18 protein-coding genes are annotated in these 19,929 nt (G+C 70.5%); 9 read left to right on the top strand and 9 right to left on the bottom strand.

The genetic code is table 11. From position 1 onward, the window contains the following. Nucleotides 1-13: 13 nt before the first annotated feature. Complete coding sequence (locus tag Q8R60_11130; GenBank protein ID MDP3713020.1) at nt 14-1,468, bottom strand: sensor domain-containing diguanylate cyclase; 1,455 nt, start codon at nt 1,466-1,468, stop codon at nt 14-16. A 138-nt stretch (nt 1,469-1,606) separates the two neighbouring features. Between Q8R60_11130 and Q8R60_11125 the strand changes: the two genes are divergently transcribed. From Q8R60_11125 to Q8R60_11115, 3 genes are all read left to right on the top strand, one after another. Next, a complete protein-coding gene (locus Q8R60_11125) occupies nt 1,607-3,247 on the top strand; it encodes a hypothetical protein (protein MDP3713019.1) in 1,641 nt (546 codons plus the stop codon). Then, entirely contained in the window at nt 3,244-3,648 is a 405-nt protein-coding gene (locus Q8R60_11120; protein ID MDP3713018.1) for a hypothetical protein, read from the top strand. Before Q8R60_11125 ends, Q8R60_11120 begins: the two co-directional genes overlap by 4 nt. A 125-nt stretch (nt 3,649-3,773) precedes the next feature. Next, on the top strand, nt 3,774-4,418 hold the full coding sequence (locus Q8R60_11115; protein MDP3713017.1) for a methyltransferase domain-containing protein: 645 nt from the start codon (nt 3,774-3,776) through the stop codon (nt 4,416-4,418). 71 nt (nt 4,419-4,489) lie between these two features. Here the strand turns inward: Q8R60_11115 and Q8R60_11110 are convergent, their stop codons facing one another. The 3 genes from Q8R60_11110 to Q8R60_11100 all read right to left on the bottom strand — a co-directional run bounded on the left by Q8R60_11110 (nt 4,490) and on the right by Q8R60_11100 (nt 8,711). After that, the gene (locus tag Q8R60_11110; protein ID MDP3713016.1) at nt 4,490-6,313 is read right to left on the bottom strand and encodes a DUF4012 domain-containing protein; all 1,824 of its coding nucleotides are present in this window, start codon (nt 6,311-6,313) and stop codon (nt 4,490-4,492) included. A 132-nt stretch (nt 6,314-6,445) separates the two neighbouring features. Beyond that, on the bottom strand, nt 6,446-7,057 hold the full coding sequence (locus Q8R60_11105; GenBank protein MDP3713015.1) for a hypothetical protein: 612 nt from the start codon (nt 7,055-7,057) through the stop codon (nt 6,446-6,448). Between the two features lie 292 nt (nt 7,058-7,349). Continuing rightward, nucleotides 7,350-8,711, bottom strand: a complete 1,362-nt coding sequence (locus Q8R60_11100) for a polysaccharide biosynthesis tyrosine autokinase (protein ID MDP3713014.1) — start codon at nt 8,709-8,711, stop codon at nt 7,350-7,352. Nucleotides 8,712-9,017: 306 nt separating this feature from the next. Between Q8R60_11100 and Q8R60_11095 the strand changes: the two genes are divergently transcribed. The 4 genes from Q8R60_11095 to Q8R60_11080 all read left to right on the top strand — a co-directional run bounded on the left by Q8R60_11095 (nt 9,018) and on the right by Q8R60_11080 (nt 13,153). After that, nucleotides 9,018-10,556 carry a glycosyltransferase family 4 protein gene (locus Q8R60_11095; protein MDP3713013.1) on the top strand — a complete coding sequence of 513 codons (1,539 nt, stop codon included), beginning with the start codon at nt 9,018-9,020 and terminating at the stop codon, nt 10,554-10,556. 309 nt (nt 10,557-10,865) lie between these two features. Beyond that, nucleotides 10,866-11,480 (top strand): class I SAM-dependent methyltransferase, encoded by a 615-nt coding sequence (locus Q8R60_11090; protein MDP3713012.1) that lies wholly within the window; start codon nt 10,866-10,868, stop codon nt 11,478-11,480. Beyond that, on the top strand, nt 11,477-12,532 hold the full coding sequence (locus Q8R60_11085) for a hypothetical protein (protein MDP3713011.1): 1,056 nt from the start codon (nt 11,477-11,479) through the stop codon (nt 12,530-12,532). The genes Q8R60_11090 and Q8R60_11085 overlap by 4 nt, the downstream gene beginning before the upstream one ends. Before the next feature lie 201 nt (nt 12,533-12,733). Then, entirely contained in the window at nt 12,734-13,153 is a 420-nt protein-coding gene (locus tag Q8R60_11080; protein ID MDP3713010.1) for a hypothetical protein, read from the top strand. Here the strand turns inward: Q8R60_11080 and Q8R60_11075 are convergent. Genes Q8R60_11075 through Q8R60_11060 form a run of 4 tightly spaced genes read right to left on the bottom strand, consistent with a single transcriptional unit; the run spans nt 13,102 to nt 17,136 of the window. Beyond that, nucleotides 13,102-14,262 carry a glycosyltransferase gene (locus Q8R60_11075; GenBank protein ID MDP3713009.1) on the bottom strand — a complete coding sequence of 387 codons (1,161 nt, stop codon included), beginning with the start codon at nt 14,260-14,262 and terminating at the stop codon, nt 13,102-13,104. The genes Q8R60_11080 and Q8R60_11075 overlap by 52 nt on opposite strands. Nucleotides 14,263-14,303: 41 nt before the next feature. Then, nucleotides 14,304-15,476, bottom strand: a complete 1,173-nt coding sequence (locus Q8R60_11070) for an ABC transporter ATP-binding protein (protein MDP3713008.1) — start codon at nt 15,474-15,476, stop codon at nt 14,304-14,306. Further along, complete coding sequence (locus Q8R60_11065) at nt 15,473-16,273, bottom strand: ABC transporter permease (GenBank protein ID MDP3713007.1); 801 nt, start codon at nt 16,271-16,273, stop codon at nt 15,473-15,475. Before Q8R60_11065 ends, Q8R60_11070 begins: the two co-directional genes overlap by 4 nt. Beyond that, nucleotides 16,270-17,136, bottom strand: a complete 867-nt coding sequence (locus Q8R60_11060) for a glycosyltransferase family A protein (protein ID MDP3713006.1) — start codon at nt 17,134-17,136, stop codon at nt 16,270-16,272. Before Q8R60_11060 ends, Q8R60_11065 begins: the two co-directional genes overlap by 4 nt. A 58-nt stretch (nt 17,137-17,194) precedes the next feature. Between Q8R60_11060 and Q8R60_11055 the strand changes: the two genes are divergently transcribed. Then, nucleotides 17,195-17,722: a DapH/DapD/GlmU-related protein gene (locus tag Q8R60_11055; GenBank protein ID MDP3713005.1), complete on the top strand. Its 528-nt coding sequence runs from the start codon at nt 17,195-17,197 to the stop codon at nt 17,720-17,722. Nucleotides 17,723-17,733: 11 nt separating this feature from the next. Continuing rightward, nucleotides 17,734-18,558, top strand: coding sequence for an SMP-30/gluconolactonase/LRE family protein (locus Q8R60_11050; GenBank protein ID MDP3713004.1), 825 nt, complete (start codon nt 17,734-17,736; stop codon nt 18,556-18,558). Here the strand turns inward: Q8R60_11050 and Q8R60_11045 are convergent. Next, nucleotides 18,476-19,924, bottom strand: a complete 1,449-nt coding sequence (locus Q8R60_11045; protein ID MDP3713003.1) for an O-antigen ligase family protein — start codon at nt 19,922-19,924, stop codon at nt 18,476-18,478. The two genes, Q8R60_11050 and Q8R60_11045, sit on opposite strands and share 83 nt — an antisense overlap. Nucleotides 19,925-19,929: the final 5 nt, after the last annotated feature.

Here is a 19,929-nt window from a genome sequence, read left to right as displayed (position 1 = left end):
CGTCGACCGCAGGTCAGCTGGCGGCGAGGACGAGGGTGTTGCGGCCGTTGGCCTTGGCGGTGTAAACGGCTTGGTCGGCGCGGGCGAGGGTGGTGCTGGGGGCATCGCCGAGGCGGTGGGTGGCGATGCCGACGCTGAAGGTGCAGGGGCCTTGCCAGGCGGCGCGTAGGCGTTGGACGACGACTTGGGCGGCGGCGCTCATGTCGACGCTGGCGGCGCTGGGCAGGACGACGGCGAACTCCTCGCCGCCGTAGCGGGCGATGCAGTCGCCGTCGCGGACGCTGCGCTTCAGGGCGGTGGCGAAGTCGCGCAGGACCTCGTCGCCGGCGGCGTGGCCGAGGGTGTCGTTGACGGTCTTGAAGTGGTCGAGGTCGACGAACAGCACGGCGCCGCCGGGGCGCAGGCGGTCGAGGGCGTCGAGGAACGCGCGGCGGTTGCCGAGGCCGGTGAGGGCGTCGGTGCGGGCCTGGACCTGCAGGCGGCCTTCGTTGCGCAGGCGCTCGAGCAGGGTCCCGGCCTGCTGGGAGAGCAGGTGCACGACCTGCTCGCCGAAGTCGTCGAGGGCGTCTTGGCGGGTGTGCCAGCCGACGACGACGCAGCCGAGGTAGCCGCCCTCGCCGGGGACGGGGACGAACAGCACGCTGGCCAGGCCCAGGCGGGCGACGACGGAGCGGGCGAGCAGCGGTGACATCTGGGCGTCGGCGACGAAGATCGCGCGGTCCTCGCGCATCGACAGCCCGACACCGCTGTTGCCGGCGCTGTCGACGATGAGCGACCCGAGGGCGTCGTCGAGGCCGCGCTGGCCGCGGTTGACGTAGATCGAGCTGCCGGGCTGGCTCGCGACCATGGTGATGGCGACGTCGGGACTGAGCAGGGTCTGGGCGAGCTCGGCGACGAGGTCGGCGGCTCCGGTCTCGGAGCGCTCCTCGTGCAGGCTGCTGACGGCGTGCAGGAGCTTCTGGGCGTCGCGGTGGACGCTGTCCTGCTTGGCGACGGCGCTGCCGACGACCTCACCGACGACCTTGTAGAGCACGACGGCGCCGAGGATGTCGACGGCGTGCTCGCGGGTCTGCGCTCCGGCCAGGGCGAGTGCGGCGGTGGAGAAGGTGAAGGGGGCGAGCTTGAGCGCCGTACCTGGTGGCTGGGTGAGCCCGGCGTAGACCGCGCAGAGGGCGTAGAACAGCAGGTAGTGGTCCATCACGCCGGCCCACGCACCGATGAGCAGGCCGATGATCAGGGTGCCGTTGACGAGCGGCAGCACCGTCGCCCACGGCCGCCAGCGGGTCCAGTCCAGCAGCATGATGACGGCTGCCGAGGCGACCGCGTAGACGACGGTGACGAAGAAGGCGGGTGCGTCGGGGATCGCGATGAAGGGCGCCGTGACGAGCATCGTCGTGGCCCCGACGAGGTGCAGGATCCCGGCGAGGCGGGCGGCCCGCATCCGCGGGTCGAGATGGGTGCCCAGCACCGCGTCACGGACGCGGTGGCGTCCTGAGGCGCGGGGGCGAGGACGGTCCACGCTCCTCTATCGGCAGCAGCCAGCGGACGTGAGAGGGCGACACGGGCACCGTATCCTCGGGTGGCACCCACCCTGGAGGATCACTACATGCACCAAGCGCCCCCCCTCGAGGAGCAGGCGGCCGCAGTCATGAGCCAGATCCGGGTGGCCGGGGATCGACTCGTCGACGTCCTGCGCGATCAGGTCGCCGACGGACAGGCCGAGACCCTCTACTCCCTGCAGACGGCGGCTGCCGCGATCCGACGGCACAGCCAGCAGGTCAGCGAGGCGACGGCCGCTCTTGTTGTGGCCGCCGAGGGTGCGGCCGCCGCAGCCGCTGACGAGGTGGCAGCTGCTGCGGTCGCCGTGGCGGTGGCAGCGGAACAGGCTGCTCGGCAGCTGGCTGAGCACACGAGCTCGGCCACGGGTGCAGCCGCACGTCAGGTCTCGGAGGCGACCGTCTCGCTCGCCGGTGCCGCCTACGCGGCCGCCGGGCAGGTCGGTGATGCCACGGCCGACCTGTGTGCCGTCGCTGATGCGACGGCGCAACGGATCGTCGACGCGGCGGCAGCTCTCGCCGAGGACTTCGACGCAACTGCTCGGCAGGTCACCGACGACGCGGCGGTGCGGCTCGGCGCGGTGGCCGAGGTGCTGGGGACTGGCACTGCCGAGGCGGTCGAGGCGATGCGCGCCGACCTGCGCTGGCAGCTGGGCGGGGACATCGAGGCGCTGGCCCAGCGCCTGTCGGCTGCGGTCACCGACAGCACCCAGGCGCTGCGTGACGACGCCGCCGAGAGCAGCCAGCAGGTGCTGACGCAGCTCGGGCTCACGACGTCGACCCTCACAGCCATCGCCGAGGCGGCGGCTGTGCGGACGGAGGACGCCCGCACAGCCCTCGAGTGGGCCGCCGAGGTCACGGTCCAGCGCCTGGACGCCGTCAGCTCGGTGCTCGAGACGCAGGCGGCGATCTCGGACACCGCGTTGCGCAGCACCGGCGCGGCCTTGGCCGAGCAGATCCGCCTGGCCGGCATCGAGGCGGCGACCCGACTCGAGGCGGCTGCGTCGTTCGCCATCACCGCGGTCGACGAGGCGGCGCTGGACGCCGAGCAGCGGATGATCCGAAGCCGACAGGAGTCGGCGGACAGTGCGGCTGAGGCCCTTCACAGCATGGCGGAGGCCGCGCGCGCCCTGGTGGAAGACGCCGAACAGCGGGCCGCGTCGCTGGCCGAGGATTCCGAGGCCTTCCTGGGCTCGTTGCGCGCTCGGCTGAGGGCACAGGAGAAGCGCGACGCAGCGGCCACGGCTCGTGGTCGCCAGCAGATCCACGAGCTGGCCGGGCGCGTCGAGGCAGGACTGGCCGCGGCAATCGACGCGCTGGGCGCGCAGACCCGTCGCCTGGAAGCCCGGGACGAGCAGCTCGAGAGCCGCCGCGCGGACGAGTTCGTCCGAGTGCTGGAGGACGTCCTGTCCCGCGGCGGGGTCAAGGGCCGAGGGCTGCTCGACCGAGTGCGACGGGGCATCGCCGCGTCGCCGCCCGCGGGATCTGAGGAGCCCGCTGATCCGTCGGGCGACGTCCTGCCTGACCTGATCGAGCCGGAGCCGACAGTCACCGAACCGGCGCCCAAGCGAGCGACCCGCGCACGGGTGCGCCCCACAGCACCGGCAGCCACGCCTGACGCGCCCGCTCAGGCGGCTCGTCCCCGTCGTACTCCACGGAAGTCCCCGACGTCCCGGGAGGACGAGGCATGACACGACCCGATGAAGGACTCGCGCCGGCGCGCCGCGGGCGTCCCGCCCCCGCCTCGGGATCGGCTGCCGCGCCCACGGCGTCGGACTACGACAGCACCGAAGTCGCGCGCGGGCAGACGGTTGCGCTGCTGGGTGCCCTGGGTCGCGTGCAGCTCAAGCTCGACCTGCTCGCCCGCGAGCAGTCCGAGGTGATGGCGCGGCTGCTGGAGCTGGCAGAGGGGATCGATCGTCGGCTCGAGGCTCTCGAGAGCGCTGCCGCGCGGGAGCTCGCGGCTCAGCCGGACGCACCGGCCGCCCCACTGATCGCTGTGCCGGTCGCACCCCCGTCGCCGTGGGGAGCGCAGGAGGGCGTGCAGGCGGTCCCGCCGGTCAGCGGATACTTCCCCCCCTCCGCTGAGTAGTCGGCGTCGAGGACGCCAGGGAGCGCAGCGACTCCACGTTCGCTGCGCTAGGAGGCCACGCACGTCTTCCGGCCCCACCCGGCCCCGGTATGCCGTGCCTGTGCCCGCCGTCCTACTGTTATCGCGTGCTGCTCGACCCCGTCGCGCTCAAGGTGAGCAACTACTCCCGCCGCCGAAAGGTGGCCGCCGTCGAAGCGGTCATCCCGAAGGGGGTGTCGCTGCTGATGGTCGGCCTGTCGAACCCCAGCAACTCGTCTGTGACGAACCAGGTGGAGATCGCGCTCGCCCAGGGCCGCGACGCCGTGGGGCTCTTCTACCCACCCCTCAAGGACCTGCGTCGCAAGCTGGGCTTCGAGGTCGTTCGCGGTGACGGCAGCCGTCTGCCCTTCGCGGACAACAGCTTCGACTACGTCTTCAGCAACGCGGTCATCGAGCACGTAGGTGACGAAGCGGACCAGCAGCGCTACTTCGACGAGAGCCGCCGCGTGGCGCGCTGCGCGGTCTTCCACACCACGCCGCACCGCTGGTCGCCGGTCGAGACGCACACCAAGACGTTCTTCGTCCACTGGCTGCCCCGGCGGCTCCACCAGCGCCTGTTCGCGCGAAGCGCCTACCGTTGGCAGTCGACTGACCGGCTGCTCAGCCGACGCGAGGTGCGGCGACTGGCCGGGCCTGGTTCGAAGGTCACCTCCTGGCCGCCGCTCGTGCCGTTGACGATCACCGCCGTGCAGTCAGCGCACCCCAGCGCCGCCGGGACGCCCCGTCCGTAGCGGTGCACGCCTGGCCCACGACGGGTTCGCATGAGGCGGGTACAGCGCAGCCGATAGGGCGAGGGCCTGCTCTACGACGTGCCGGACGGCGGGGCGTAAACCAGCTCGACGGGGACGGGCGCGCCCTGTCGTCGTACGACCACGTCGTCCTGCCTGGTCCGGGGTTGCTGGCGGACGCGCAGCGGCTGGGAGGTCATGGCCGGTTGACGTACGCGCAGCACGAAGGAACGCGCCTGCCCACGGTCCAGCGTCAAGAACAGCGAGACCGCAGTGAGCCCGCGCTCGGTCTGCGTCTCGACCGCCACCTCTCGACCGTCGAGGGTGGCACCGAGCACCGTCGCACGTCGGCCGAGGTAGACCGACAGCCACGTCTTGGCCTGGCCCACCGGGGCATTGCGGACATCACGTCTCGTGGTGACGTAGGAGGGGAGGTTCACGGGTGCCGCGTTGGTCAGGCGGACCGTGACCTCCGCCTCCTCCTCGAACTCGGCGCCCTCGCCCAGGTCGATGGCCTCATCGGTCGGGCGAGCGTCGTAGGTGACGGCGCGCCGCAGGTAGTAGTCGAGCTTCGTACCCCCGACGTCCTGCGTCAGGACCTCGAGGTAGGGGCCGGCGGACAGCAGCGCACCGCCCACCCGAGACTGCACCAACTGCGCTTCCACGTCGGGCTCCGCGGACCACACCTGCAGGTGTCCGCTGGCGGCCGCTCGTCCGACCCGATCGACCAAGCGCCGTGGGTTGAGCCCCGGGCGGCCGAGACGCGCGAAGACCGCACGCGCTGCGTCCTGGTAGACGCTGTTGCGCTCCGCTTCCTGACGGTCGGGGAAGCGTCGATAGACCCCAGCCAACAGCGTCTCCACAGCGTTGGACTCAGTGAGCCGCGTCCCGTCGGAAAGGGAAACCGGGCCAGTTGCCCCCAGCAGCAGGCTCAGGGCCACGGGGTCAGCCAGGACGGCGCCGTCGAGGCGCTGCCCGGTCTGGCGCTCCCACAGCGCGGTGAGCAGCGGGCCGACCGACGGGAGGTGGGGGCTCAGGTTTGCGGCACGCCACGTGGACGTGGTCTCGAAGCGCGAGTAGCGCCGGTCGTACTCGTCGCCCAGGTCGAGCGCGGGCGACTCTGTGTCGACGAGCTCTTGGGTGGAGCCGACCCGCTCGAGCACGAGGCGCCCCCTGTCGGCGCGCAGGATCCCAAAGGTCGCGATGAGGCCGCCGGTGGCGCGCGCCTCTGCGGTGTTCTGCAGCGCGAGGAAGTATCGGCGTGGAGTGTCCGACCCGACCAGTGACGGGACGACCTCCGCCGCAACGGAGGCCTCGCCGACGGTCTGGGACAGGCTACGCAAGGCCGTCTCGAGCTCGTCGCGAGCATCGCCCAGCGGGGTGATGCGTGCGCTGGGGGTGCGGACGAGCAGGTCGCGGGTGCGCGCCAGCGCTGCGCCGGCGGCACGCAGCGGGACCTGTGCCTTGACGAACGGTGTGGAGTCGATGGCTCCCGTCCAGCGGGACTGCTGGACGTCGACGGCGACCAGTCGCGGGAGCACCTCGTCAGTGGTGAGGGCCAGGGCGGTCGAGACGACGCGGACTTCGTTGACGGCGGTGCCGACCAGGGGTAGCCGGCCGTAGGCGCGCCAGAGCGGGCCGTCTGTTGTGTCGCGCGCCGCCGCAGAATGCGTGCGCGCCGTGGCCACGTCGCGGCGCGCCGCATCGAGGTCGCCGTCAGCTATCGCAGACTGGGCCGAACGCAGGTCGTCCGCCGCGTCGCTGAGATCGGACGAGACGCCTCGCAGTTGGAAGGCGAGCACGAGACTGCCGAGCAGCAGCAGCGACGAGAGGGCGAGCAGCGCGATCCAGACCGGACGGCCTCGACGACGCCACCGACGGGCGCGACGCGACAGCAAGGCGGCTCCCGAGGTCAGGCGAGGGGCTGTCTAGGACGGCGTCTGGGACGACGCGGGGTCGGCCCGGTTCCAGGCTAGTGGCAAGGGCGTGCTGCGCCGCAGGCTGTGGGCCGAGGCGGTCGGTCGGACCAGTCAGGTCGTGGCGGTCGGCTCGTGCGCGCGGCGTCGGCGCCCGGCGAACAGGAGCGCGCCGCTGCCGAGTGCCACGAGACCGGTGCCGACAGCAGCCACCACGAGGGCGCCGAACCCGGAACGCGGCAGCCCGATGACGGGCGAGGGGCTGAGCACGCCCTCCTGGTCGCCACCGCCACCACCGATGATGGTTCCGCCGCCGCCTTCGATGAGCTCGCCGTCGTCGTCGTTGTCGTTGGTTCCGGTGGTTCCGCCGGTCCCTCCGGTGGTGGTTCCGGTGGTTCCGCCGGTCCCTCCGGTGGTCCCGCCGCCCGGGTTGGGGCTGGGGCTGCTCTGCGAGACACCGGTGATGGTGATCTTCACCGACACGGTGCGGGTCACGTCCGCGGAGGCAGCAGGGAGCAGGAAGCGGGACAGTGCCGTGGGCTCGGTCGTGCCGTCTGGCGCTGAGCCGGTGCCGGTCAGGGTGCGCTCACCAGGCTGAGCATCGGTGGGGTAGCAGATCTGAGTGCTGAACTTGCCACTTGCGTCGGTCTGGGTCGACGGCAGGGGCGCGCCGTCCTCCGCAACCGCGATCGCCGTGTTCGCGGAGAAGCCCTGGCCGGTGAACACGGCACACCCACCAGCCTGAATCCGACTGGGGCCGACTGACCCTGATACGCCGCTGGGCGGCGGATACGGGCCCGCGGCGATGGCTGCGGGCCCGATGATCACAGCAGCGCAGAGCCCTCCGGCTACAAGTACTCCGCGTCCGCGCACAGTGCGTTCCCCCTTGAGATGTTCCGAGTCAGCATAACGTCCCCCACCAGGCATAACGTGCCAAACGGAGCAACGTTTCGCGAAACCCGAGATGAGTTCCTCAAGCCGCCGTACGCCATGAAACGTCCGATTCGACTGCGTGGCTCTACGCTGATCGGTACCCGTGTTGGTCGTGCCGGTAGGCGGCGTAGTAGCCCTGGGCAGTCGAGTTGGCGACCGCGTTCAGGACGCACCCGACGACAGAACCTCCCACCCCGTCAAGGCGACGCCGCGCCTCGACAGCGAGCCCGCGCTGCGTCGATCCAGCGCGCAGGACGAGTAGGACACCGTCCACTTGCGTAGCCAGCACGACGGCGTCGGTCACAGCGAGCACGGGTGGTGCGTCGACAACGACGACGTCGTACCGCTCCCGCAGCTCTTCGAGGAGCGCACCCATGCTCTGCGAGCCCACGATCTCGCTAGGGTTGGGGGGTAGCTGACCAGCAGGGAGCACGTCCAGGAGGCCCCCCCAGTGCTGGACTGCATCCGACAGAGTCGCCGTGCGCGTCACGACGTTGGACAGCCCCACGACGCCCTCGATGCCGAGCGACGTCGCGACGCTCGGCCGGCGCAGATCCGCGTCCACCAGCATGACCCGCTCTCCGCTCTGAGCCATGGCCACAGCGAGGTTGACCGCGGTAGTGGTCTTGCCCTCAGACGCCGAAGGCGAGGTCACGGCGATGATCTGGAGCGGATGGTCTGGGTCCAGGAATCGAACGCTCGTGCGTAAGGCCCGGTACGCTTCGGCTGCCGGGTCATCGGGAACGGTCGTCGTGATGTTGGTGCTTGCTCCGCGCTTGAAACGGGGTAGGAGACCGAGCACGGGTGCTCCTGTAACGTCTTCTGCTTGAACCGAGGTCTTCACCGTCCGGTCGAGAGCGTCGAGGAGCAGTGCGAGCAGGATTCCTGACGTGAGGCCCAGCGCGAGCCCGAGCGCGAGGTTGTATCCGGGCCTCGGCTCGAAGGGCTGCCCCGGTGTCACCGCGCCGTCGAGTGCCTTGAGCGACACCATGGTGTTCTTCGGCCGGCCGGCCTGCAGGTCGCTGAAGACGCCCGAGACCGCGAGGCTTGCTGCATCAGCGAGAGACCGAGCCCTGATCGGGTCCGGATCCACCGCCGAGATGTCGATGAACAGGGTGCGGGGCTTGGTCGTCGCGGACAGCTTGGACCGGATGGCAGAGATGGAGTCGGGCAGTCGCAACTGAGCCTTCACCTGCTCGGCGACCCTTCGCGACGACGCCAGCTCCGCGATGCTCGGCAGGAGGTCAGTGACGAGCTGCTGCCCTTGATTGGCCGTGACCACCGTGCTGACACCGCTGGGGATGTCAACGTAGGCGCGGGTCGTCGCTCGGTAGAGCTCGGTGCTCTGCGCCGTGAACACGAGGGCACCCGCCACCCCGGCCGCGACGCAGAGCACGAGTGCGCCCGAGCGTCGACGTAGCAGAGCGAGGAAAGCCACAGGGTCCATCGCTGCAATCTATCTGCGTCCCACCGCGGTATGGAACGCCGCTCGGCGCGGGGCCGCTCCGTGCGGCGGGGCTGCTGTGGCGCACCGCGCGGGGGACCACATCCTACGGGCCGGCAACGCGAGCGCGGGGATGCTCGGCCGCCGGATCCTGCTTCGTGACGGCTCACGACCGGCGGCTCAGCGGCAGGAGGCCAGGAGTGCCCCAACGGCGACATGTCGACGGACCTTCACCGAGGGTTATCGTATCGTCACGTAACGTTACGTAGCAGGGCGCGACGATTGGGGCTCCCCGACGTTAGGAGGAGCATGACCGGGTCTGCGCCGCTCGACCTCGTAGGGAGGGAGGGTGCGCTGGTCGAACCACGGAGTGTGACGCACAGTGGTCGGCGTTCCCGCCGGCGCGAGCGCTCGCGTCCGACCGGAGCGCACCTGTTGGTCCTCGTGCAGAACCTGAGCGTGCCCATGGACCGTCGGGTGTGGCAGGAGTGCACGGAGGCCCAGGCCGCAGGGTGGCGGGTGTCGGTGGTGTGCCCGATGGGCGCCGGCGACGTCCGCGCTGAGGTGCTCGACGGCGTCCGGATCCACCGCTACCGGGCACCGCGCGAGGGCCGCGGTCCCCTCGGGTTCGCCCGCGAGTTCCTCGTCGCGCTGCTGCGCATGGCCCATCTCGTCGTCAGGGTCGCCCGTCGTGAGCGCGTGCATGTCGTCCAGGCTTGCAACCCCCCCGACACGATGTTCCTGATCGCGGGCATGTTGCGGCTGTGGCAACGCACGCGCTTCGTGTACGACCAGCACGATCTCTGCCCGGAGATCTTCCTGTCGCGCGGGGGCACTGACGGAGCGCTGCTTCACCGCATCCTCGTCCTCCTCGAGCGCTTCACCTTCCGACTCGCCGACGTCGTGGTCTTCCCCAATGAGGCCTATCGGCAACGAGCCCGAGCCCTCGGTCGCCTCCGGGTGCCCTCCTACGTCGTCATGAGTGGCCCGCGCCGCGACAGCATGCGAGCTGGCCCCCCGCAGCTCGAACTCGCTCAGGGGCGCGAGCACCTGCTCGTGTACCTCGGCGTGATGGGCCCGCAAGACGGCGTGGATCACGCCGTCGACGCCCTGGCCGAGCTTGTGCACCGCCACCGACTCGACGTGCACTGCGCCTTCCTCGGATTCGGAGACCAGCGCGAACGGCTCATGGTGAGAGCTGAGGAGCTCGGGCTGGCGGACTACTGCAGCTGGCCGGGACGGGTAGGTCCAGAGCAGATCAAGGCCTACCTCTCGACAGCGTCGTTGGGCATCGCGCCCGACCCGGCGAACCCGCTGGCCAACGTCTCCACGCACAACAAGGTCTTGGAGTACATGGCGCACGGGCTGCCGATGGTCTGCTACGCGCTTCAGGAGACACAGCGCGTTGCCGGCAGCGCCGCAGCCGTCAGCCTGGTACAGACCCCCGGAGCGCTTGCGGACGTCGCCGCGCGGCTGCTCCTCGACCCCGAAGAGAGACGGCAGCGCGGCCTGGCGGCACGTGCTCGACTCGACCAGAACTGGGTCTGGGAGTCGCAGGCGCCCGACTACGTCCGGGCCATCGCCCAGGCTGCTGACCGGCTGGCAGCTCCGGGCGCGACGGAAGACCTCGGCTTCTCCGTCGCCGCGGGCCAGCGGCCTGTGCCGCTCGCGCTCGACGCCGATGGCCTCTTGGTCTCAGACGGTGATCTCGCCGACGTCGTCGTCGGGGGTCAGCGGCTCGGTGCGCAGGTCGGGGCACTCGACGGCCTCGATGCGACCGACGTCATTCCGCTGTCACTGCCGATACAACCGGTGGTCGCGGACTACAGGGACCTGACCCAGCACTAGGAGGCCGTCATCCGCAGCACCCCCGCCCGTAGGTCGGCGGTCTTGCGCGCCTCGCCGGCGTCCCCGGCCTCGACTCTGCTCCTACGCTCGGAGCCGGCGGCTGGGCAGAGCGCCTGGCCCTCCTTCTCCGTCGAAGCGGTATCCCCCCAGCGAAAGAGCTCCCACATCGTGCACGCTTCCCCCCCAGTCAGTCGCTCGGCGGATGGTCCCCCTCCCCGGCCCGTGCCGGTTCGGCCCCCCGTCGCGGGGCGTCCCACGAGCGCGACCCTCGACGGTTGGCTGCATCGGACCGCTGTGCGGGAGGCCGTCGTGCGAGAGCTGGCGAGCATGCACGGAACCGTGCTCGACGTGGGTTGTGGGACCGCGCCGTACCGCGAGCTCGTGCTAGTGGCGCCGAGCGGTGCAACGCGTCATCTTGGGCTGGACATGACGTCCGATCGCTATCCGGACCAGGAGCTGACGTGGGACGGTCGCGTCATGCCGTTGCCTGACGCGGCGGTGCAGCAGATCTTGTTGACGGAAGTCCTCGAGCACTGCCAGGACCCTGCGTCCGTGCTCGGCGAGTGCTTCCGCGTGCTGGCACCGGGGGGCCGCCTACTTCTCACGGTGCCCTTCCTCTGGCCGCTGCACGAGGTGCCGTACGACGAGTACCGCTACACCCCTTTCGCGCTGGAGCGACTGCTCGGCTCTGCCGGGTTCTCACAGGTCGAGGTGCGCGCGATGGGCGGGTGGGATGCAAGCCTCGCGCAGATGCTCGGCCTCTGGGTGCGACGTCGACCGATGAACCGCTGGAAGCGCGCCGTTCTCAGTCGGATCCTGGTGCCCGTGGTGCGTGTGCTCTCCGCCAAGGATCGGCGGCCTGAGCTGTTCCGCGAGGGCACGATGGTGACCGGGCTCTCGGCCACTGCGGTGAAGCAGCCATGATGGTCGCGCTGCTCTCGGGCGTGGTCGCGCTCGCCCTGGCGCTCGAGCTGCTCGCCCGAGGTCTGGCCAAGGTGGTGGACGAGCCGCTGTGGTGGCACGACCTCGTGACCCAGCGCAAGGAGGCGCAGCTGCGGCGGCTGGCCCGCAACGGGCCGATCGACGTCATCGTGATCGGCACGTCGATGACGTTGTACGGCGTGGACCCGGATCCGCTCGTCCGCGCGACCGGGCTGCGTTGCTACAACGCGTCGATCTACAGAGGGGTCCCGAGCGTGTCGGCACGTTGGATGACCGACGTCGTGCTCCCCGTCGCCCGACCGCGGCTCGTGCTGATCGAGGTCGCGCCGCTCATCGTCAATGACAACAGCCCGCTGACCAGTCGACTGGAGGAGTACCTCGCAGCGCCTGCTCATCGGCTCAGCCGCGGCCAGCGGCTGCGTCGCCGGTGCGAGGATCGCTCCTACGCGGTGCGGCACGCCGGGCTCGTGCGGCGACCGCGAGCGTTCGCCCGCGCCCTGCGGGAGCTGGCGCGTCGACCCGGGCTGCTCGGGTGGCGGGTGCCGCTCGAGGTGGAGGGCAGGCTCGGGCCGCTGGGACAGGGCACTGACCTGCTCGAGCGGAGCTACCGCAACGGGCCGAAGATGCGTGAGCTGATCCGTCAGCAGGCACAGACTGACTTCAACGACGGCGGCGTGCAGAGCGGCGCCCTGCGCGAGATGGCCCGTTCCTCCCGCGCCAGGGGGGCGCAGGTCGTCTACCTGATGCTGCCTGTGCCGACCGAGATGCTCGACGAGATGTTCGTCGGTGGCCGGACCAACTGGATCGCGATGAAGGAGGACCTGCGTCGGCTCGCAGCCGAGGAGCAGGTGCCGTTGATGGACGTCACCGACGACTTCGAGGACTCGTCCTACTACGCGGACATGGTCCACCTGAACGGTCGGGGGCGTGATGCGTTCTCACAACGCGTCGCTGCAGCGCTGGTGCAGCACTTGGCCGGAGCGCTACCGGGAGCGAATGACGCGCGCCGGCAGGCCGACAGCCACGCTGTGTGACGGGAGTTCGCCTCGCACCACCGCGTTGGCGCCAACGACAGTCCCGGATCCGACGGTCGAACCAGCCGTGACCGCGACGCCCCGCGCGATCCAGGCGTCGGCCCCGATCACGGTGGGCGAAGACACGACCGGGGCCGTGGACATGGAGGTGCCGGCTGCCGTGTCGTGATCGTTGTCTCGCAGCGTCGCGCACTCGCCCACTTGAGCACGTTCGTGCAGTGCGAGGTGCTCGACGGCGCTGACCACGACGAAGTGCATGAGCTTGACGCGATCGCCGAGCTCGAAGCGCGCACCGGGCCAGACGTCGAGGACGAGACCGCGGCCGAAGTAGACGTGGTCACCCAGCGCCCAACCGGCGTGGGGCAGGTGGCGCAGGTGAACGCCCCTCTCCACGCGGAGGCCTTCGCCGACGGTGCCACCCCAGAGCCGGATCCAGCGGGCCAGGCGGCGTCCCCGACGTACGCGGGAGGCTTCCTGCGATCGCTTCCACCGCCTCCTGAGCCGAGCCTCGCCCCCTGGGTGCGCGTCGGCGTGCCGGCGCAGCAGCGCGATGCCGAAGTCGAGAGGGGTCATCGGGTCGCCAGCTCCTGCAGCCACTCCGCGAGCGTCGCTGTCTGCTGACGCACGTCGAAGCGCTCTGCGGCTCGCACACGTCCTGCGTTACCCAAGCGCTCCCGCAGCGGGGCGTCGGTGAGCAGTTCGGCCAGCGCGTCAGCCAGGGCGTCCACCTGCTCGGGTGGGACCAAGCGTCCGACGTCGGCGTCGACCATCTCGGGGATCCCTCCGATGTCAGTCGACACCACGGGGACCCCGCGGGCCATCGCCTCCACGAGCACGGTCGGCATCGCGTCCCGATCTCCGTCGGGCGCTACCCGGCAAGGCAGGCACAGCACCTTCGCGCGTCCGACGAGGCCGAGCACCTCCTCGTGGGGCAGCGCACCGTGGAAGCAGATGTGGTCCTGCAGGCCTGCCCGGGTGACCTGCTCGTCCAAGGCCGATCGGAGGGGACCATCGCCGACGACATGGAGAGTCGTCGCGATCCCTCGGTCGCGCAGCTGCCCCACCGCCTCCACCGCTAGGTCCACACCCTTCTTCGCGATGAGACGGCCGACGCAGACGAGGTCGAGGTCACGCTCGACCTGTGGCGCCTCCTGGGGAAGTGTGATGCCGCAGGTGAGAACACGGACGGGCGATCGGGTGCCGGGGAGGGCCTCGAGGTTGTAGCGGCAGACGGTCACGACTTGGTCGGCGAGTGCGAGCTTGACCTCGAGGTTGCGACGACGGGCGTGGATGTCGTTCGCATGCACGGTCATCGACCACGGCGCGCCCAGCAGCGGGCTGAGGCAGGCCGCGGCCGCCGCGCCAGACCAGGCGAAGTGGGCGTGCAGCACCCGGACCCCCTGGCTGCGGAGCTCTGTCGCGACCCCGGGCAGGCGCCACCATCGCAACAGCTCCGGGCGGCTTCTCCCCATCTCCGTGCGCAGCAGCCGGACCCGCCGCAGGAACGTGGAGTAGCCCAGGGGATGTCGCAAGAGGGCTGCGAGGTTGTGCCGGAAGACCTGCGGCCAGTCGTCCGGCACGTCCTCGAGGTAGGTGACCCTCGGGTCGTCCCCGAGATCTCGGTCACCACGGCGAAGAGCCAGGACAGGCACGGTGCTGCCTCGGCGACGCTGCTCGGAGATCTCGCCATCCACGAAAGTCTGCGACAGCTGGGCATAGCGCGCGAGCACGTAGGCCACCTCGAGGGGCGGTGCCGACCGGCCGGGGCGAATCACGGGCGCACGACGGGCGCGAAATCGACGATGCCGCTCGCACCCGGCCGTGCCGCTACCCCGAATCGGGCGACGCCCTTCTGGTCGAACCACACGCGCGAGATGTCCTTGAGACCCATCCCGATGTCGACCAAGTAGGAGCCCTCGCCGACGTTGAGGTCGAGGTCGACCCGGACCTGGGCAGTCTCGCCGCGGCGCAGCGGAGCCACGTAGGGACCGTCGGTGCCGAGAAAGGTGCCGATCATCCCGGCGCCCTCCTTGATGAGTCGGATCCCGAGCGCCGACTCCGGGACATCGGCATGGGCCCGGACCTGAAGCACGAGGGTGGCCCGTTCGCCGGGTGACCACAGCGAACGCGGCTGGCCGGCAGCATCGAGCACCGTGACCTGCTCGAGTTCGACCTCACCAGCGAAGGCGCCGTCCTCGCCCACGTCACGAGCCGCGCTCTGGGTGACAGCGAGGCTGTCGTGGTAGGCGCCGACCACATCGCGCGGGTCACCGGTGAGGGTCGCGCGACCGCCTTCGAGGAGCATCGCACGGTCAGCGAGGCTCAGGACCGCCGCCAGGTTGTGGCTGACGAAGAGCACGCCAGTCCCCTGCTCGCGCAGCTCACGGATCTTGTCGAGACACCGGAGCTGGAACGGCAGGTCCCCGACGGCTAGCACCTCGTCGACGATGAGGAGCTGCGGCCGAGTGTGAATAGCGACCGAGAAGCCGAGCCGCATGAACATCCCCGAGCTGTACTGGCGCACGGGTCGGTCGATGGCGTCGGTGAGCTCTGCGAACTCCACGATCTCGGAGAAGCGCGCCTCGAGCTCCCGCTGCCCGATCCCCAGCAGTCGGCCGTTCACGAAGACGTTCTCTCGCCCAGTGAGCTCGGGGTGGAAGCCCGCGCCGACCTCGATGAGCGGCGCGACGCGTGGTGGGCGCTTCAGGGTGCCGTACGTCGGCCGTGTGACGCCGGCACAGACCTTGAGCATCGTGGACTTACCGGCACCGTTGCGACCGACGATGGCCAGCACCTCGCCGGGTCCGACGGTCGCGTCCACCTCCCGCAGCGCCCACATGTCCGGCGGACGCTCACGCCGACGAACCGTTGCCAACAAGGAACGGGTGCCTCCGGTCGCGAAGCGCTTGAAGATGCCCTCAGCGACGAGCAGGGGGGCGGTCACACCAGGTCCGCGAAGTTGCGCGAGCGCCGTTGGAAGGACCAGGCGCCGAGCGTGAGCAGCAGGGGCGCCACCACCAGGCTGATCGTCACGGCACGCCCGTCGAGCGGTCGGTCGAGGATCGCCGCCCTCCATAGCGACAGGACACCGGTGAAGGGGTTGGCTCGCACCAGGTCGCGCCCCCCCTCGGGAACGATCTCCATGACGTAGAGCACGGGCACGGAGTAGAAGAGCAGGAGCAGGGCTGCGTCCAAGACGTAGCGGACGTCGCGGTAGGCAACATGGAGCCCGCAGGCGAGGATGCCGACAGCGGCGATGAGCACCAGCTGCAGGGGGAGGGCGAGCAGCACCCACAGCGTGTTGACCCCCAGCGTGCCCGTCACGCCTCCGGCTACGAGCAGGATCGCGAGCGGGACGACGAAGGCGAGGCAGGCACCGCCGATCGCCGCGAGCGGGAACACCATCCGCGGCACATCGATCTTGCGCACGAGGGAACTGTTCTCCACCACTGATGTCGTGGCGCCGAGGATCCCTGCCGTGATCAGCGCCCAGGGCATCACACCGGACAGGATGTAGAGCGGGTAGTGCTCCACCCGGGTCACCTTGAAGATCTTGAGGAACACGATGCTGTAGACCAGCGCCTGCACCATGGGCTGCAGCGCGATCAGCGCGACACCGAAGTAACTGCGCTTGAAGCGAGTCTGGAAGTTCTTGCGCGCGAGGACGCCGATGAGCCCCAGGGTCCACCGCAGCCGCGGGTGGGGAACCACCGTGCGCACGATGCTCTGCACCGAGGTCACGTGCGGCTCTTCGCGCGGGCGGCACTTCGGAAGACGGCTCGCGACGCGCGCTGGTCCAGGAGGAAGGCGCGTAGGTCCCACAGTGGGCCGCGCGAGGTCTTCGCCCGGTGGGCTTGGCGGACGACGCGGAGGCTGGCCCGCAGTGAGGGCTTGCGGATGACCCTGTCCTTCCATCGCGCCGGGTTGGCCTCGATGCCGGTGCAGATCCTCCGCACCTTCTTCATCACCTCGGCGTCTGTGGTCCGCGCGGGGTGCAAGACGCGAGCCCCCTCCGTGTAGACGAGTGAGAGGCCAGCGGCTCGCGCCCTGAGGCAGAAGTCGGCGTCCCCCCCGCTGCGCAGGCCAGATGTGAAGCGGACCTGGCCCAGCACCGAGCGCCGGACCGCGAGGTTGGCCGTGGCAGCATAGCCGTCGACCTCGACGTACTGCTTCTGCCTGAGGTGTCTGCGGCTGTCGACCCACTCGGCCGGTGAAGCGCGTCGCCGCAGCGTTACCTCTACGGCACCGCCAGAGAGGTCCGCTACCCGCAGCGCTGCCGCGTGCTCGTGCAGGAGCCTCGGCATCACCTCGCAGTCGGCGTCGGTGAAAGCGACGATCTCGACGTCGTCGGGCAGGGCGTCCACGGCGGCATTGCGGGCGGCATACGAGCCCTGGTTGGTCGGCAGCACGACGACATGCGCACCGTGCTGGCGTGCCACGCGCTCGGTCTCCGGGTCCGGTCCGTCGAGGGCCACCAGGACGTGGAGGCGGTCGGCCGGCCAGTCGAGCCGCCTTAGCGAGCGCAGCGTGTGGGCGATGCCCGGGTCGGCGTGCACTGGTAGGACCACTGCGGCGACGGGCAGGTGCTCTGTCGTGCCGCGCATACCTCCCACGACCCCAACCCTAGACTCTCCAACGACGGCGATCGGAGGCAGGACGAGCGTGCCCATCACGTCCCGTATGGACTACCGGGAGCACCTGCGCCGCGACGCGGCGGCGCACGGGTTGGACCGGGTGCGACCGGGCGCCCTCCTCACCCGCCCTCAGCTGGCGTTCCAGCGGCGCTTACGGGCCGCTGAGTGGGCGAGCAACTGCTGGCCTGGACCCTGGGGGAGGGCCGGTGCCGCGCTGCTGCGCTACCGGCTGCTGCGCGCAGGCACCCGGCTCGGCTTCACCGTCCCCGTCAACACGACCGGGCCGGGCCTCTGCCTCGCGCACGTCGGGACCGTCGTGGTCAGCCGCAAGGCGCAGGTGGGGGCCGACGTCCGCATCCACGCGGGGGTCAACATCGGTGAGAGCGACGGTCGCGCCGCGGTCGTCGGGGACGGTTGTTACCTCGGTCCGGGTGCCCAGCTGGTCGGTGGGATCGAGCTAGGTCCCGGTTGTGTCGTGGGCGCCGGTGCTGTGGTGACGCGGAGCTTCGCCGCAGGCACGGTGCTGGTCGGCGTGCCCGCTCGGGCGCTGCGTTGAGAGCCGAGTTGGTGCACGATGCCCGGGCGGAGCTCGGCGAGGGCCCGCTGTGGGACCGGTCTGCCGGCCTGTTGCGATGGCTTGACATCACGGGGCGGCGACTGCACGCCTACGACCCAGCTCAAGGCCCGCAGCAGCCGGTGGAACTTCCGATGGAGGTCGGCGCCATCGTGCTGTCCCTCGACGGCGGACTAGTCGCTGCGACGGCCGACGGCTTCGCACGGGTCCGGGACGGCGAGCTCGAGCCGGTCGTCGATGTGGAGCGCGGCTTGCCGACGCACCGGATGAACGATGGTGGGTGCGATCCGGCAGGACGGTTCTGGGCCAGCACCATGGACAGGACGGGAGCGGCCGGCGCGGGCACCCTGTGGCGGTGGAACGGGGAGGAGGAGCCAGTCGCTGTCCTGCGGGGCCTCTCCATCGGCAACGGGCTTGCCTTCGACCGTGCGGGCGAGCGCATGTGGTTCGTCGACTCGCCGACGCGTCGCGTCGATCTGTTCGACGTGACGTCGGATGGCGAGCTGACGGGCCGCCGCACGGCCGCGGAGCTGCCCGACGACGTTGCGGGAGTCCCGGACGGGCTGGCCCTCGACGACGAGGGCGGTGTGTGGGTCGCGGTGTGGGGGGGCTGGTGCGTCTTGCGCTACGACGACCGTGGCACGGTGACTGGCCGGATCGACGTTCCAGCGGAACAGGTCACCTCTTGTGCGTTCTCCGACGACGCGCTCTGGGTGACCAGTGCGGCTGTTGGCGTCAGTGGGCAGCCGCAGGCAGGGGGACTCTTCCGCTGTGATCCTGGGGTAGCGGGAGCTCCTGTGCCCGTTTTCCGCGGCTGACCGTGGTCTGCGCGACTCCCGCGACGGACGCGACCGCGATCCAGAAGAGGTCGGCGTAACTGGTGAGGAGGTTGACCGTCAGGAGGTTGAGCAGAGCCACGGCCACCGAGACCGCCCAAGCCCGCTGCAGGGCGTCGAGTCCGCGGGCCACCGCAGAGCGCCACACGAGGACCGCGACGCCGACGAAAGCGAGTAGCACGAGCGCCCCGCTCGCCAGGTACAGCAGCGCGTAGGCGTTGTCGACCGACACGACCCCGACCCGCGAGTAGACCGACTCCGTCACGCCAGTGTCGCTCTCGCTTGCCTGCCCGAGCACGGAGAACTGGGCCGGGTCTCGGACGATCTCAAGGATCTCCAGGCGGAACTGCGCGCTGCTGGCCGTTGTGGACTCCCCGCTGCTGTCCTCTCGCAACTCGGCCAGGGTGCCGGAGTTCTGCAGCACGACGATCCCGAGGGCGAGTCCGATGAGCAGGACCGCGCGCAGTCGACGCGGGTCGAGGTGGGATGCCTGTGTCAGCAGGAAGACGGGAAGCGCGACGGCCACCATGAGCATCGGGCCGCGGCTCAAGGTCATCACGAGCGCGACGAGGACAAGTGGCATCGCGGCGAAACACCCGACTTTGGCCCAGGTCTGGCGCGTCGTGAGGGCGAGGGCGACCAGGAGTACGAAGGCCAGCGCGAGGAACATGCCGAAGGCGATCGGATGGCCGAAGCTGGCTTCGACGCGGGCGGTCGACAGACGCGACGTGGCCTTCGCCCACTCGTCGGCCTGGTACTCCGGTGTGACCCACGTGAAGAAGGGGTTGGGCTTCCCCGCCCGCTCCCGCAGCGCCACGACGCACAGCGGCACGGCGGCGGCGGCGAGCGCCCACGAGGCAGCTCGCAATGCCCCGGGGAGGAGCAGCACCACCCGGAATACCGCGTACGGAAGCAGGACGAGCAGCAGGAGCGCAGCGGTGAGGCCGAAGGCCCCCTCGAAGTTGAGTGCGTAGGACAGGGCCCGCAGCCCCACGAACACCAGCACCGCCACGTCGAGCGGGCCGAGCCGCAGCCGGTGGCACTCCCGCAGCGCCAGCGGGAGGAGCAGCGCCGACACCACCGCCACCGGCGTGATGCCGAGCTGTGTGCCACCGACGTACTGACCGTAGTAGACCGGCACGCAAGCGATCGCGACGAGGCCGATCGCGACAGCAGCGCGAGGCCGGGCCAGGGCGAGGTGGGCCAGCAAGGCGCCGACGGTGGCTCCGAGGAGCAACGGCGCCGGCAGGAAGCCCGACGTCGCGGCGAAGACGACGATGACGGCAGCCCCGGACGTCAGTGGCCCGGCGGCGGACGCCAGGCGGACGCGCATCACATCGCCGGTCACCCTTG

The sequence above is a fragment of the Mycobacteriales bacterium genome (assembly GCA_030697205.1).
Taxonomy (GTDB): Bacteria; Actinomycetota; Actinomycetes; order Mycobacteriales; family SCTD01; genus JAUYQP01.
The sequence above is the reverse complement of the archived record's forward strand: the minus strand, read 5'-3'. Positions and strand labels throughout refer to the sequence as shown.